We start from the raw sequence: 15,536 nt of genomic DNA on the forward strand, positions 1-15,536 counted from the left end.
AGTGGTATGGGAGGTGCGGTGGGCGGTACCTCCGACAACGAGGAATACGCACCATATTTTTTTCTGAGCTATGCGCGTACGCCACGCAGTGATCAGCGCAGGGACCCGAACGACGGGGTGAAACGGTTCTACAAGGATCTTTGTCACGAGATTCTGCAGCGCACGTCTCTACCGCATGGTGTCCCGCCGGGATTCATGGATATCGACCTGCGGACCGGCGTTGAGTGGGACAGGCGGCTGGCCAAGGAGCTGGCGACGTGCAAGGTGTTCGTGCCGCTGTACTCCAGGCGATACTTCCGCAGCGTGCAGTGCGGGAAGGAGTGGGCCGCCTTCGACCTGCGGCGGCGGCAGCACACAGAAGGTAAGCGTAGCGATCCAGAGGTCATCATCCCCGCGTATTGGGTGCCTGTCCCGCTTTACGAATTGCCGGAAATGACCAGATCCATCCAGTTTGCTCATGCTGATTTAGGCCCCCACTATCTTGATCGGGGTCTATACAGCCTGATGCAGATAGGGCAATCTCGTGATCACTATCGGCGATCCGTTCAGGGCCTGGCGACGCGGATCATCGAAGTCGCCGAGCGAGTGAACTTGCCGGCGGGAGAGCCGTGCGACTACGAATCGATCAGGAGCGCGTTCACCGGCGATCCCGAGCGCCGATTCCAGATAACGGTGGTGGCAGCCACGTCCACCACCCTGCCCAACGGGCGCGACAAGCAGTACTACGGGAAGATGGCCGCCGACTGGAACCCCTATCACCCGCACGGCGTTCGCCCTATCGCGCAGGTCGCCGCGGACATCGTCCGTGAGATGGGGTTCGAGCCCGAGATCGGGTCATTACATGATCAACGCGAGGACCTGCTCAGCAGGAGAGCGCCTTCGTCGCCCGGCTTGATTCTCCTGGACCCGTGGGCCGTCGCCGATCCTCGATTTGAGGGATTGCTCCGTGAGCTGGATCGGGCCGACAACCCATGGATCGGCCTGTTGATTCCGTGGAGCCGCATCGACACGCAGATCGCCGATCACGCCGCTCATCTCCGCGAACACCTAAACGCCGTGCTGTCGGCGAAGATCGCGCAAGGTCGGCCCGCCACGCGGAACGCGGTGCAGGGCATCGCCTCGATCGAGGAATTCATGGCGACACTCCGGCCTGTGGTCCAGACACTCGGCAGTTCCTACCTGCGTAATGTGCAGACGTTTCCCCCGAAGGTACCCGGCACGGGACGGCCACGACTGTGGTCGTCCAACGACGAACCGCCACAAGAGGAAGGGATGTCATGAGTGAGTCGCGTGACGGCCAGATCATCACCTTCTACTCATTCAAGGGTGGAACCGGACGGACCATGGCCCTCGCGAACGTGGCCTGGATCCTAGCCGCCAACGGCTTCCGGGTCCTGGTGATCGACTGGGATCTCGAGTCGCCGGGCCTGCACAAGTTTTTCCGCCCTTTCCTGAACGGCGAAGTGATCGCGGAGACGCCGGGGGTGATCGACCTGCTCACGGAGTACTCCTGGGCGGCCACCCGGGACACCCCCCGGCCGGCGGATTGGCATCTGGAGTACGCCAAGGTGAAGCCGCATGCGATTCCGGTCAACTGGGATCACTTCCCCTCGGGAGGTGGTCTGGACTTTCTGTCGGCGGGACTGCAGAACCGTGATTACTCGTCCCTCGTGTCGAGCTTCGACTGGGACAATCTCTATGAGCGCCTCGGTGGTGGGCCGTTCTTCGACGCGCTGCGTGACGACATGCGCGCCAACTACGACTACGTGCTCATCGACAGCCGCACCGGGCTCAGCGACATCGCCGATATATGCACGGTGCACTTCCCCGACGTTCTCATCACCTGCTTCACTCTGAATGACCAGAGCATCGAAGGAGCCGCGTCCGTGGCGGGGCGCATCGCCGATCGCTATCCGGAGCGCATCAGGGTGCTCCCGGTGCCCATGCGTGTAGACGACGCCGAGAAGGAGAAGCTGGACGCCGGGCGGGTGTTCGCGCGAAGCCAGTTCGAGCGGTTCCCTCTGCGGCTGAGTCCCGACGAGACCGTCACCTACTGGGGGGCGGTGGAAGTTCCCTACAAGCCGTTCTACGCCTACGAGGAGACGCTGGCGACCTTCGGCGACGAGCCGGGATCCCCCACGTCTTTGCTGGCCGCCTACGAGCGACTGGTGGACGTGATAACCGCTGGGCGCGTTCGCTCGCTACCGGCGCTTCGCGAGGATCTGCGGCTGCGCTATCGGGAGCTCTTCATGCGCCGGCGGCCGGTCGCCGCGAGTGACGTCTACATCAACTACGTCGCCGAGGATCGTCTGTGGGTCGACTGGATCACCGCCCTGCTCACCCAGGCAGGACTCCGGGTCCATCCGCAGCGCATGACCAGTGAGGCGGATGTTACCGGGAACCAGCCCGTCGTGGAGCCCTTGGCACGTGCCGTCACGCTGCTGTCGTCGGCCTATCTCCGCTCCTCACGTGCGCGGGAAGCCTGGCGGCTGACGTCTTCGGGGGAGTTCGCCGGCCTGGGCGGCAGTCATATTCCTGTCCGCGTGGCCGAAGTGCAGGTTCCGCACCTTTATGCCGACTCTGCGCTGATCGATCTCGTGCAGATGAGTGAGACGCAGGCAGCCGCTGCGTTCTTCCGCGCGCTCGATCCTCCTATGAGGGTGTCCGAATCTGACTTACTCACCGCTCTCCCACGTTATCCGGGAATGCAGCCGGCCGTGCTCAACCTCCCGACCAGGAATGCCACGTTCACCGGCCGTATCGAGATCCTTGAGCGGCTGCGGGACCAGCTCGTCGGCGGAAGCCAGGCGGTGGTGACCCAGGAACTGCCACAGGCGGCGCTGTTCGGCCTGGGCGGTATCGGCAAGACCCAGCTCGCCCTTGAGTACGCTCACCGCTTCATGACCGACTACGACGTCGTCTGGTGGGTCTCCGCCGAACAGGCCGAGTTGCTCAACGTCGCCATGGCGGACCTGGCGGAGAAACTGGACATCCGCATGGGGGACAACGTCGCCGAGGCAGCACAGGCGGCGAAGGAGGCGTTGCGCAGGGGCCACCCGCACAGCCGCTGGCTACTGATCTTCGACAACGCCGACGATCCCAAGGAGCTGATGAACTACCTGCCCGGTGGATCCGGACATGTCGTGATCACTTCACGGAACCCGACATGGTCGGAGATCGCGACACCTCTTGAGATCACTGTCTTCACGCGGGAAGAGAGCAAGGAGCATCTACGACGCCGTGTTCCCAAGCTCACCGCCGTGGACGCCGATCGCGTGGCCGACCAGTTGGGGGACTTGCCACTGGCGATCGAACAGGCTGGCGCGTGGCTGCACGAGACAGGGATGGCGGTGGACGAGTACCTTGAGAGGCTCACCCATCAGCCGACCCAGACCCTGGCGCTGGGAGACACACCGCTCAGCTATCCCTGGCAGGTGGCGGCGGCCTGGAATGTCTCGTTCGAGCGGCTGAGCCAACGATCGAGAGCGGCGGCCCGCCTGCTGCAACTCCTGGCGTTCTTCGCGGCCGACCCGGTGTCCTTATCGATGCTTTACGGCGATGAGACCGTGCGCTGCCTGGTGTCCTACGACGAATCGCTGGCAGAGAAGATCATGATCGGTCGGCTCATCCGCGAACTGAATCGCTTCGCGCTCGCCAAGGTGGACCAGCGTGACAGGTCCGTGCAGGTGCATCGGCTGGTCCAGGCGGTGCTGCGCGATCAGATGAACGAGGACGAACGTGAAGACACCATGCATGACGTACACCGCATCCTTCTTGGCGCGCGTCCGCGGGAAGGGGACACCGACGACCCGGAGAACTGGGCCCGCTACGACGAGATCTGGCCGCACCTCCTCCCGTCTCAGGCCGAGACCTGCGACGAGGAGCCGACGCGGCAACTCCTCATCGACCGCGTCCGCTACTTCTGGAAGCGTGGCGAATTCGAACGCGCGCTGGAGTTCGGCCGCCGCCTCGAACGCATCTGGATCACGAAGCTCGGCGATTTCGACCGGCAGACGCTCTACCTCCGTTTCCAGATGGCCAACGTGCTGCGGTCGCAAGGCCGATATCAGGACGCATGTGATCTCGACCGGGCCGTCATGGCGGATCAACAGCGGGTGCTGGACGATTCGCACCCGCATACGTTGATGACGGCGGGCGGTCTCGCCGCGGATCTCCGAGCGCTGGGGGAGCTTGAAGAGTCCCTTCGCCTGGAGCAGGAGACCTATGCCCGCACCAAGGAGTTCTTCGGTGAAGGGCACCATCGCACCCTGATGGCCGGCAATAATCTCGCTGTCTCGCTCCGGCACATGGGTGGCTTCCCCGCCGCGCGGGATCTCGACCAGGAGACTCTGTATCTGCGCAGGGAAGTGCTCAGCAGCAACCATCCCTATACGCTCTTCTCGCAAAACAACCTGGCGCTTGACATGCGGGAGACCGGTGAGTACGCGCAGTCCGTGGAATTGCTCCGCAGCACGCTGGAGAGCTACGAGCGAGTCCTAGGTCCGGATCTGGTCGACACCTTGCGTACCGCACGCAGCCTCGCGGTCTCGCTCCGCAGGGCCGGCTGGCTCGCGGAGGCCAGGCAAATGACAGAAAAGGCCTACCAGCGCTATCTGGAGCGGTACGGCCCGGCGTCACCGGAGACCATCGCCTGCAAGCTGAATCTGGCAGGAGACAAGGCGGTGACCGGCGATGAGGCGGACGCGCTGGTGCTGATCTCCGAGGTCCTGCTCAGCTACGAACGTGACTTGGGGGAAAGCAACCCCTACACCTTGGTCGCGGCCAACAACAAGACGATCTATCTGCGTCTGAACCGTGATCCCGGGCGGGCCAGAGAACTCGGCGAGCGAACACTAAGCCTCTTCACCGGCAAGCTGGGTGTGGACCACCCCTTCACCCTGTGCTGTGCGGTCAATCTAGCGAACGTGCTGGGCGATCTCAGGGACCACGCCTCGGAAGAACGGCTGCTGCGTGAGACGCTGGAGCGCCTTACGAGGGTTCAGGGTCAGCGCCATCCGAACACCCTTGTGTGCAGAGCCAACCTCGCGGTAGCGGAGCGGGCTCTGGGACGCGAGGACAAGGCTCATGGTGCTCGCGAGGAGGTGCTGGACGAACTTCGGCACATCCTCGGGGAGAAGCATCCCGTGGTCACGGCGTTGCTGGAATGGCGGCGGGTCGACCGTGACCTCGAGCCGATGCCTTGGTGAGTTCTTATGGTTCTGTGGCGTCCTTCGCACCGATGAGCCATGGCAGGAGATCAGGGAGGAGACGTAGCGCGTGGAAGTGCGCGACTCCTCTCTGTATGGTCATCTTCGCCGTCGGAATGCGTTCTGCGAGCCAACGGGAGTGACTGACCGGGGAGAAGACATCGTCTTCGCCGTGCCACAGGTAGGTCGGCACCGTGATGTCCGCGGGGTCGAAGCCCCACGGGGAGCAGAACGCGACGGCGTCGTCGATCCAGCCACCCGGTGAGGTCCGCAACGCCTCGGCATAGTTGTTCACCAGCATCTTGCGGATTCCCGTGTCGGCCACCACGCGCCGGTCGTCGCTCGTCAGCGCGTCGTAGAGAGCTTCGACGAGGTGGTTTGGGTCGTCCTTGATCTTGTGGGCGGTCGGCTCCAGGTGCGCGGCCAGCCAGCTCCGCCCCTGCATCGCGATCATGTACTCCGCGATGTTGCTCTCGGTCATGCCGTCGAACCAGTTGAGCCCGTCGGCCTCGCACGGGGCCAGACCGACGAGGACCGCGGTCCTGGTCACCAGTTCGGGTAGCAGAGCCGCGCAGGCCAGGGCGTGGGGGCCTCCACCTGAACGGCCGACGACCGCGAATCTCTCCAGCTCGAGATGTTCGGCGATCGCCCGCACGTCCGCCGCGACGTCGCCGACACGGCGGCCGATGTGCCGGTCTGATCCGCCATAACCTGGACGGTCATAAGTGATGAGTCGTACGCCGAGCCGATAGAGCAGTCCCTGCCGGGGCAGGGGGCCGACCCGGCTTCCGGGAGTGCCGTGCAGCAGGAAAACAGGTTCGCCACCGTCGATCTTCCCCCACTGTGCGACCGTGAGCCATCGCCCACGATCGGTCGTCCGTATTTGATGCGTCAACCTTTGCCTCCCCTGGCGATACGTCAACGATCGAATCCAGCATCCCTGTAACCCGGACTGCAGGAAAGAGCGCAAGGCCCCCTGTTTCCCGGTCATCGACCATGATCAGGGCGGATGTTCGGGACGCGCCAGGAAAAGCAACCCTAGATCATGCATCTTTTTCGGGTTACTTTCAAGAGGACATCTTTCCAGCGACAGGGGCTGCCCAGCGAAGGAAGTGATGAATGCGGATTTCTGCGACATCTGGGATTCGTGTCGTATTCGGGATACTCGCTCTAGCGGCCTTGATCACGGGATACGTCGGCCTGGAAACCTATTCGCTGAGTCAGTCCGGGTCGGCGGCAAGGGCTACAAGCCTCGATCTGCTTTATTGGGATTTGCAGCTATTTGTCCTAGACTCGGTGATCGATGATCGGGGCCGGCTGCCGCTTACACTGGAGTTCGCGCGCTTCGCCGCGCCCGCCGCGACTGTCTTCACCCTGGTGGACGGCGCGCGTCTGCTTCTCGCGTCGGAACTACGCCGCATCCGAGCCCGTGAATCCAAAGAGCATGTGGTGGTCTGCGGATCCGGCGCGGTGACGATCGCTCTCGTGGAGCGGTTGCGGGAGAGGGCCCAGAGGATCGTGGTGATCAGCTCACGGCCTGACACGGCCTGGGACGACCATCGGGTGCTGTATGTGTCGGGAGACGCTCGCAATCCCGCGACCCTGCGGGCGGCGGGAGTGCAACGGGCGGCCGTGCTCTACGCGTGCGAGTCGGACAGCTCCACAAATACGGCGATCGCGCTGGCCGCGCACAACCTGGCGCGCCACGGCACCGGCAACACGCTGTCCGCGTACGCGTACATCCCGGATCCCGACTTCTGCGCGGCCCTTCGCGCTCGCAGGCTCAGTCTCCCGGGGTGGTCTCGATTGCGACTGGACTTCTTCAATCTGGACGAACTCGCCGCGCGCGTCCTCCTGGACCGTCATCCTGTCCTGAACGACCGGCCCATCGTGGTGATGGGACTCGACAGTTTCGGCAGCGCTCTCCTTGTGGAGATCGCCAAGCGGCGGCGTCTGGGTCCCCCCTCGGCGCATCGGCTTCCGATCACCGTCATCGACGCCAAGGCCACTCAGACGGGCGCGGCGTTGTGCCGTCGGTTCGAGTTCCTGTCCGATTCCTGTGAAGTCGATTTTCGGGATGCCGGTCCGGACGATCCTGCGCTGACGGATCTGCTTCCCGGCGGGACGCCGCAGAGGGTGTTCATCTGTTACGCCGACCAGGATCTCGCGTTGAAGACGGCACTAACCTCGCTTCGCCTGTGGTGTTGCGGCCCAGGCTCCTTGGTCGTGCGCGTCGAGCAGGCGGCGACCTTCGGCCAGGCGTTCCAGGATGTACGTCTGCTGGAGGGGATAGCCGGAGCCCTTCACATCTTTGCGATCAACGAGGAGGCGGGAGATCCTCACCTGATCGCTGAAGATCTGGTCGAGACACTTGCCCGCGCCATCCACGACCGTTATCTGTTCGACGCCGTGACACGTAATGAGACCGAGCACACCAACCCTTCGATGACTCCGTGGACGCGGCTTCCCGAACTGCTCAAGGCGGCCAATCGGCGGCAGGCCGAGGATATCGGCAGAAAGCTGGCCAGCATCGGCTGCGCGCTCGCACCACGCGTCGAACCTGAACTCGCGTTCACCTACAAGGAGTACGAAGTGGAGCGACTGGCGGTCATGGAACACGATCGGTGGCTCAGGGAGTTGGCCGGTCACGGGTGGTCGAGAGGGCCGGTACGCGACCCGGTGCACCGGAGACACCCCGATCTGGACAGCTGGGAGAACCTCTCCGAAGTGGCAAAGGAGAAGGATCGCGACACGGTTCGCAACCTGCCGTGTGTACTTTCCGACGCTGGATTCCAGATAGTCCGGATCACCTGATCAGGAAATATACGGCCTTTTTGCAAACCCACAATGGAGAGGATGTTCATGCCCAAGATCGCTGTCACCGGTCATCGCGATCTGACAGACGCGACGACGGAATCGGTACGGACGGCGATGCGTGAGGCGCTCACCACCCGGGGGGACAGGCTGATCGGCCTGTCGTGCCTTGCGGAGGGGGCTGACCAACTCTTCGCGCATGAGGTCGTCAGAGCTGGCGGGAAGCTCCATGCGGTCATTCCGGCCGCTGATTACCGCGATTTTCTGCCGGTCGGTGCGCGGGATGCTTATGATGATCTCAAGGACAGGGCCGCCCGCGTGCATAAAATGCCCGCACGGAGTTGCGCTCCGGAGTCCTTCATGGCCGCATCGGAATTCATGCTCCGGGGCGCGGACGAACTTTTCGCCGTATGGGACGGGCGTCCGGCTCTCGGTTTGGGGGGAACGGGGGACGTCGTCACCTATGCTCGGCGCAAGGGCATAAAAGTGCACGTGATCTGGCCTGACGGTGCGCGGCGGTCGTGATGTTCGGCCAGGCCGTGAGGAAACGGACACGACCGCGGACACGACTCTTGTTCTCGGGAGGATATGAGGGCTGGCGCCCCAGCGCTGTCGGTGACGACGGCTGGGAGCCTGGTGGTGCACCAAGGACTCCGGCCCGTGCGTACTCGAAGGCGTGGCCGCTGCCGTTCGACTGGCGGCTTATTCGAGGTGTTCTGTCGAGTTACGTCTTCGGGCCCTGTTGATCAGCCGCCGTCGGAGAGCCGATGAGCAGGGTCATGGCGCTTTTGTCTGGCTTGCCGGCGATGGTCAGGGGGATCCGGTCGAGGATGGTGATCGAGCGGGGGAGGTGGGCCAGGCTCAGCGAGGCGCGGACCAGTGTGAGCAGGGACGGGCGGTCGATCACCTGAGCGGGGGCGGGGACGACGAAGGCGTGGAAGGCTTCGCCGGTTTCCTCGTCGGGGGCGCCGACGACGTACACCTCGCTCACCGAGGGGTGGCCGGCCAGTACCAGTTCCACCGCGCCCGCGTGGCACACCTCGGCGTTCACCATGATGACGTCCCGGCTGCGGCCGGTCAGGTGCAGCAGGCCCGTCGGTCCCAGCCGTCCGAGGTCGCGGGTGTGCAGCCAACCGTCTCGCAGCACCTCGGCGGTACGCTCCGGCTCGTCCCAGTAGCCGGTCATCATGTGCGGACTCCGCACCCAGATCTCCCCGACCTCACCTGGCTCGACCTCGGCGCCGTCGCGGCGCACACTGACCTCGACGGCGGGTAACGGACGCCCCACCGAGGTGAACGCGTCGTCCTCGGCGGCGAGATGCTGCGGCGTGAGCATGGAGATCACGCCGGTCTCCGCCTGCCCGTATCCCTGCCAGACGATCGGGCCGAGCGTTCTCATCGCCTCGGCCAGCAGGCCCGGACCCGCCGGGGACCCCCCGAGCAGCAGTGCCCGCAGCGCGCTCAGATCCGCCGGTCGCTCCCGCAGCAGGGCCAGCATCCGGTGCAGTCGCGGGGGCGGCATCATCACCGCCGTGATCGCGTGCCGTTCCAGTGCGTACGGCAGTAACGGCTCCGGATCCCCGTCCGCCGGGAACACGACGGTCCCCCCGGCGATGAGGCACCGCCCGAGATAGGTCATCATCACCGGACTGGCCAGGCTCTGATGGATCAGGCACCGATCGAACGCCGCCATCAACGCCACCAACGGCTCCGGCCATCGCTCCACCCGATAAGCCATCGTGAACGCCCGATACGTCTGCGCGCACGCCTTGGGCATCCCCGTACTCCCGCTGGTGAACGTCAGCCGCGCCACCGCCTCCGGATCCCCCCGGGCGACAAGCTCCCCACCCCCCGCCCCCGCCAGAAGATCGACGGCCCCCACCCGAGGCCCGAGCGAGAACACCGGCACCCCCGGGTCCGCCGCCACCTCCGGCACCCCCGGCCCCACCCGAACCGACACATCACCCCCATCCACCACAATCGCCTCCACCCCGAACCCAAGCCCGTACCCCGTCTGCCGAGGACTCCACCCAGGCCGAAACGCCCCCACCCGGCACCCCAGCGCATGCACCGCCAAATGCACCGCATAAGCCTCCGCCGACAACCCGGTGACCACCGCGACACCACTCCCCGCCCCGATCCCCCCATCCCGCAACCCCTCCATCACCCGCCCCGCCAACGCGAGCAACTCTCCAGCGGACACAGTCCGCTCTCCCTGCACGAAGACGACCTGAGCAGGCGCCTCCCGCAACACACGAAGCACAGGCTCAGGAAATATGTCCATCGCGCTCCTCCTCGACAGGTCGCGGTCTCACTTCTTCATGATCGGATGCTCCGGAGAGTCCAGCCAGACGTAGTCCCCTTCCGGCGTCACCGTAAGCCCGAGACGCTCCCTACCCGGTGCCCCCCACGAGACCCACCGCAGATAAGCCCCCGCCATCTCATCCCACAGATCGCGCGAACCCCGTTGCAGGACCGCCACGCGCTTGTAGTCCGGTGCGTAGTGCACCTGGGCGTCGGATTCCTCCGACCACAGGGACAAATGGAATTCGCCCCCCGCCTGGTCGGCGTGTGCGCCGTACACATCCGGTACCAGGCCGGCGACGGCGATGTGCGCTCCGGAGGGGGAACGGACCACCCTGCGCGGATCGAGGTACGTCGACGACCTGCGGTAATCTCCTTCGAGTCGGGGAAGGTCTCGCCGCTGCGATCGCAGGAGCATGAAGTCGACGCCGCCGTGGAATCTCCCGGTGGCCGTGCCGTCACCTACCGCGATGAGCACGGTCAGGTGACCGCCCTGCCATCGAGGCGTCCAGGGAACGACGATCACCCCACCGGGACGGGTCTGCCGCACCCAGGAGTGCGGCATGTCACGGACACCACAGGTCACGTGCACCCGGTCGTACGGAGCGCCGTCCGCCCATCCCACGGCCCCGTCCCCCACGACCAGCCGAGGAGAGTGCCCGGCGCTCTTCAGGTTCGTCGCCGCCGCGGCGGACACGGCCGCATCGATCTCGACACTGGTCACGTTCTCGTCCCCGAGCCGATGCGCCAGCAACCCGGCCGTCCAACCTGTGCCCGTGCCGATCTCCAGAATCTCGTCCCCGTCATAGGGGTCGAGCAACCCCAACGCCTTCGCCACGACACCTGGCGCCGACGAGGAAGAGGTGAAGTCCCCTTTTCCCTCCGCGATATCGGTAGTCCCGTCGTCCAGTTGCGTGACGATGGCCGCATCGGAATACACGGCATCCAGCCACGCCTCAGGATCGGCCTCCCGATCGATCAAACGACCGGGCCCGTGGTCCGCGTCGCACCACGCCCTGTCGGGAATGAACAGGTGACGCGGCACGGCGTGCCAGGCATCCCGCCACCTGTCGGCCAGGCCCACCAGTTGATCAGCAAGGGCGGTGATGCGCTGATCAGCACTCACTTCTTCCCTGGCTTCTCATGCTTGCCAGGATCATCGGGCCGTGCTCCGTCAGAGCTGGGCTTTGGTTTGTCCACCGGCTTGTCCGATGGCTTGTCGCCCGTCGTGCTTTCCCATTTCCCCTCCCCGATCTTGGTCGCCTTTATGCTAACCCGATTAACCCGAGGCGGCGAGACCTAAAACAATTAAGTGGTGCCAAAGTCGGGAAAAATGCGATTAGTTCGGCAAATAATGTATCAATACAACAGTAGGCCAAAGGTTCAGTAGTACTCCGGGAGTTCGCCGACCAGGTCGGGCTCGGTGTCCTCGGCCGGGTGGCTGAGGCCGGTGATGAGTTGGGCGAGTTCGTGGGCTTTGTCCAGGTCGCTTTCCTCTTCCATTTGGAGGGTGCGCATCTGGGGGAGGAGGGCGTCCCCGTCGGAGCCGGAGCGGTCTTCGGGCTGGTCGGGCTCGAACTGGGTGATGATGGTGCCGTCGGCGGCGTAGAGGAACTGCTGGTCCAGGTTGACGTTGAAGAAGACGGTCGCGACTACGGTGCCTTTGGAGAGTTTGGTGATGATGTCGTCGAGGGTGGTGGCGAAGCCGTTGGGTTCGGCGAGGACCACGCCGCCGGGGACGGTGAAGGCGGCGATGGTGTACTCGTCGAGGTTCTCGTCGTCGGTGGGGGTGGCGTTCAGGCGCTGGAAGGCCTCCTCGGGGGTCAGGTCGCGGACGTAGGTGACGCATACGGCGGTGTCGTCGAACCAATAGCTCATGGCGGATGCCTTTCTTGGGGGAGCGCGTCCGATCATGGCAGGGGGAACCGACAAACGAGGTCCTGGGACGCACAAGGAGGAGTACGGGGATACCTCGGTGTGCCCTCACCTTTGACCTTTGTCAGGAACCTCACACAATCGCTGTATGGAGTCAGCGTGAACGCCAGACGGAGCCGCCATGCGGAGCTGCTGATCGAGTTGGTGATCTCGCTGGTCAGCGGGATCATTCTGGCGGTGGGCGCACAGGTGCTCGCTGCGGCGGCTCTGCCGGGGCTGGGCAGGTCGCCGCTGGCTTGGGTGCTCGTGGGCGCCACGCCCGCTGTGGCGTTGCTGGCCTTCTTTGTGGCCCGTCGCTTCTACCGCAGGCCGGCACAGGCGTTTGTGATGATCTCCGCGTACACACATACACGCTGGCTCGCTGATCTGCTGGAGAACTTGGCGCGGTCACTGGACCATCAGGGCATCGACTTGGTGGTGAAACTTCCCCCTTACGACGGCAGTGCCCGAGGGCAGCTTCTGCAATTGGAGTCGATACTCAGGAAGCGGCGCTCCTACGCGGGAGGTTTCTTCGTCGTCGCGCATCCGGAGCGGATAAGGCCTGAGCTGGCGGATTTCTGCGCGTCTATCGGCCTGCCGGTGGTGTTCGTGGACGTGCCCCCTTTCCGTGCGTCGGAGGAGTATCCCGAGCGGGTGGTGTTCGTCGGTTGCGACGCGGACGAGATCGGGGAGCGGGCAGCGCGATGGGTAGCCGGTGAGCTGCTCGACCGCGCGGACGGGACGCCGGTCGTGCTGGCTGTCGGGGGCGACGCACAGGCGGCACGGCACGAGCGGTTCGCCGAGGTGCTGCGGGAGAAGGTGCCCTCAGTGGCACTGGAGGTCAATCCGCGCGGTCAGTTCGCCCGGGATCGGGCAAGGCGGATCGTCGACTGGTACCTGACCGACCGGCAACGACACGGGGACCGCGTCGACGCCATCTTCTGCACGAACGACGAGATGGCGCTTGGCGCGGTGGACGCGGTCCAGATGCACACGGCGGCAGGGAAGCGGCATGACGACCTGGTGATTATCGGCGTGGACGGCATCAGCGAGGCTGTCGCGGCCATCGATGCCGGTGCCACCCCTCTGCGGGCGACGATCGTGCAGAGCCCCCGGCGCATCGCGGAGGAGGCCGTCGACGCGCTGCTCCGTATGCGTGCCGGTGAGCGTGTCGCCACCGAGATCCTCGTTCCCACGACGATTCACCCGCTCCAGTGACCCGCGCTACGGCATTGGTCCCCCGCGCGCGGGACGGGGGAGCCGACGGGGGACGCCGAGGGGGGCCCGCGGGAGGGGACGTAGTGCCGGGTGGGGTGGGTCAGCGGGGGAGGGGGCCGCGGTCTTCGGAGCGGGGGACTATCAGGCCGGATTCGTAGGCGGTTACCACTGCTTGGACGCGGTCGCGTAGGCCTAGTTTGCGGAGGACGCGGCTTACGTGGGTTTTTACGGTTTCTTCGCTTACTACCAGGCGGGGGGCGATTTCGGCGTTTGTGAGGCCTTCGGCTACTAGGCGTAGGACGTCGATTTCTCGGGGGGTGAGTTCGGCCAGGAGGGGGGAGGCCATGCGGGGGCGTAGGCGGGCGAACTCGCTGATGAGGCGGCGGGTCACGCCGGGGGCCAGTAACGCGCCGCCGGAGGCCACTACGCGGACGGCGTCGAAGAGGTGTTCGGCGGTCACGTCCTTGAGGAGGAAGCCGCTGGCGCCGGCCACCAGGGCGTCGTAGACGTGTTCGTCGAGGTCGAAGGTGGTGAGGATGAGGATGCGGGGGGGTTCGCCTCGGGTGGTGTCGGAGGTGATGCGGCGGGTGGCCTCGATGCCGTCCATGGTGGGCATGCGGACGTCCATCAGGACCACGTCGGGGTGGTGTTCGCGGCACAGGGCCACGGCTTCGGCGCCGTCGGCGGCGGTGCCGACCACGGTGAGGTCGGGCTGGATGTTGAGCAGGGCGGCGAAGCCGGCGCGGACCACCTCCTGGTCGTCGGCCACCACCACGCGTACCGATCGTTGGGTGGTCACGGGCACGCTCCGCTGGGTCGCGTGCGCGGTGCCATGTTCACTAGGTGTCCCCCTGGGTGGTTCATTCGTGGCCGCCCACCGGGCGGGTCGCGGGCAGGGCGGCTTCGACGAGGAAGCCGGAGCCGGGCGCGGGGCCGGTGCGCAACCGGCCGCCGACGGCGGCGACGCGTTCGCGCATGCCGAGCAGGCCGTAGCCGCCGTTCTTGGTCCTGCCCACCGGGCCGGGGCCGAGGTCGCGGACGCGTACGTGGAGCCAGTCGTCGGTGTAGCGGATCTCCACGTCGATGGCGGCGCCGGGGGCGTGTTTGCGCGCGTTGGTCAGGGCCTCCTGGACGATGCGGTACGCGGTGAGTTCCACACCCGGATCCAGCAGGACGATCTCGCCGCGCACGATCAGGCGGGTGCTCACCTTGGTGGACGCGCGGGTCTCGTCGATGAGGTCCAGCAACTGCTGAAGGCCGGGCTGGGGCTGCCGGGTGGGGGGCTCGGTCTCGGTGTCCTCGCGCAGGACGCCGAGGAGCCGGCGCATCTCGGTGAGCGCGGTGCGGGCGGTGTCGCCGATGGCGCGCAGGCGCATCGCGCCCTCTTCGGGCATGCCGGGAGAGGTGAGCCGCGCGGCCTCGGCCTGTACCGAGATCATCGAGATGTGGTGGGCCACCACGTCGTGCAGCTCGCGGGCGATGCGGGCCCGTTCGCTGCGCGCGGTCAGCTCCAGCAGCCGGTGTTCCATCTCCTCCCGGGCGGTGTCCCGTTCCGCGGCCTCGGCGCGGCGGCGCCTGGCCCGCTGGTGCACGAGGGGGAGCCACAGCGCGAGCAGCGCCACCACGCCCGTCACGGTCGGGCCCCAGCGGTAGACCAGGGCGGTCAGGAACGTCGCCGTGGTGATGGTGGCCGCCGCGGGCACGACGAAACGGGTGGCGAAGGCCAGCGGCAGGGTGGCGGCCAGGCCGAGCACCATGGCGATCGGCCGGATCACCATTGAGCCGTCCGTGCGGATGACGGTCTCGATGGTCGAGAGCAGGCCGAGCGCGATGCCGGCCACCAGCGGCCGGTCCGACTCGTCGGCGAGACCGCGGCCGATCAGGTAGAGCCGCCTGGGACCGGCCGTGAGGATACGGCTGGTCGGCTTCACGCGACCCATTCTCACCACTACGGCGGCGGCTTGGCATCCCCCGCGCGAAGACGGCGGGAATCCCCCGCCAGGGGGACGCGCCGCGCCGAGGTCCCCTGAGGCCGGGACGCGGAAGACGGTCACCGGGCGGGACGACGTGGACACCCCC

The 15,536-nt window shown here is 65.8% G+C and carries 11 protein-coding genes; 5 read left to right on the forward strand and 6 right to left on the reverse strand.

What is annotated here, in order from left to right:
* Positions 1-18: 18 nt before the first annotated feature.
* Positions 19-1,281 (forward strand): TIR-like protein FxsC, encoded by a 1,263-nt coding sequence (locus ACFP1K_RS16310; RefSeq protein WP_380753436.1) that lies wholly within the window; start codon positions 19-21, stop codon positions 1,279-1,281.
* Positions 1,278-5,207 (forward strand): FxSxx-COOH system tetratricopeptide repeat protein, encoded by a 3,930-nt coding sequence (fxsT, locus tag ACFP1K_RS16315; protein ID WP_380753439.1) that lies wholly within the window; start codon positions 1,278-1,280, stop codon positions 5,205-5,207. Before ACFP1K_RS16310 ends, fxsT begins: the two co-directional genes overlap by 4 nt.
* Before the next feature lie 4 nt (positions 5,208-5,211).
* On the opposite strand, the gene ACFP1K_RS16320 is transcribed toward fxsT, so the two are convergent.
* Complete coding sequence (locus tag ACFP1K_RS16320; protein ID WP_380753442.1) at positions 5,212-6,102, reverse strand: alpha/beta fold hydrolase; 891 nt, start codon at positions 6,100-6,102, stop codon at positions 5,212-5,214.
* Positions 6,103-6,386: 284 nt separating this feature from the next.
* Here ACFP1K_RS16320 and ACFP1K_RS16325 point away from each other — a divergent pair, with 284 nt between their 5' ends.
* Positions 6,387-8,021, forward strand: coding sequence for a RyR domain-containing protein (locus ACFP1K_RS16325; RefSeq protein WP_380753445.1), 1,635 nt, complete (start codon positions 6,387-6,389; stop codon positions 8,019-8,021).
* 48 nt (positions 8,022-8,069) lie between these two features.
* On the forward strand, positions 8,070-8,546 hold the full coding sequence (locus ACFP1K_RS16330) for a hypothetical protein (RefSeq protein ID WP_380753448.1): 477 nt from the start codon (positions 8,070-8,072) through the stop codon (positions 8,544-8,546).
* Between the two features lie 199 nt (positions 8,547-8,745).
* On the opposite strand, the gene ACFP1K_RS16335 is transcribed toward ACFP1K_RS16330, so the two are convergent.
* The 3 genes from ACFP1K_RS16335 to ACFP1K_RS16345 form a co-directional block, all read right to left on the reverse strand.
* Positions 8,746-10,305, reverse strand: a complete 1,560-nt coding sequence (locus tag ACFP1K_RS16335) for a class I adenylate-forming enzyme family protein (RefSeq protein WP_380753451.1) — start codon at positions 10,303-10,305, stop codon at positions 8,746-8,748.
* A 27-nt stretch (positions 10,306-10,332) separates the two neighbouring features.
* On the reverse strand, positions 10,333-11,451 hold the full coding sequence (locus tag ACFP1K_RS16340; protein WP_380753454.1) for a methyltransferase domain-containing protein: 1,119 nt from the start codon (positions 11,449-11,451) through the stop codon (positions 10,333-10,335).
* A 257-nt stretch (positions 11,452-11,708) separates the two neighbouring features.
* A complete protein-coding gene (locus ACFP1K_RS16345; protein WP_380753457.1) occupies positions 11,709-12,203 on the reverse strand; it encodes a DUF6461 domain-containing protein in 495 nt (164 codons plus the stop codon).
* A 156-nt stretch (positions 12,204-12,359) separates the two neighbouring features.
* On the opposite strand from ACFP1K_RS16345, the gene ACFP1K_RS16350 reads away from it, so the two are divergent.
* Entirely contained in the window at positions 12,360-13,457 is a 1,098-nt protein-coding gene (locus ACFP1K_RS16350) for a sugar ABC transporter substrate-binding protein (protein ID WP_380753460.1), read from the forward strand.
* A 100-nt stretch (positions 13,458-13,557) separates the two neighbouring features.
* Here the strand turns inward: ACFP1K_RS16350 and ACFP1K_RS16355 are convergent, their stop codons facing one another.
* A complete protein-coding gene (locus ACFP1K_RS16355; protein WP_380753463.1) occupies positions 13,558-14,256 on the reverse strand; it encodes a response regulator in 699 nt (232 codons plus the stop codon).
* 61 nt (positions 14,257-14,317) lie between these two features.
* Positions 14,318-15,388 carry a sensor histidine kinase gene (locus ACFP1K_RS16360; RefSeq protein WP_380753466.1) on the reverse strand — a complete coding sequence of 357 codons (1,071 nt, stop codon included), beginning with the start codon at positions 15,386-15,388 and terminating at the stop codon, positions 14,318-14,320.
* Between the last annotated feature and the right edge of the window lie 148 nt (positions 15,389-15,536).

Source organism: Sphaerisporangium aureirubrum (assembly GCF_042658925.1).
In the GTDB taxonomy this organism is placed as follows: domain Bacteria; phylum Actinomycetota; class Actinomycetes; order Streptosporangiales; family Streptosporangiaceae; genus Sphaerisporangium; species Sphaerisporangium aureirubrum.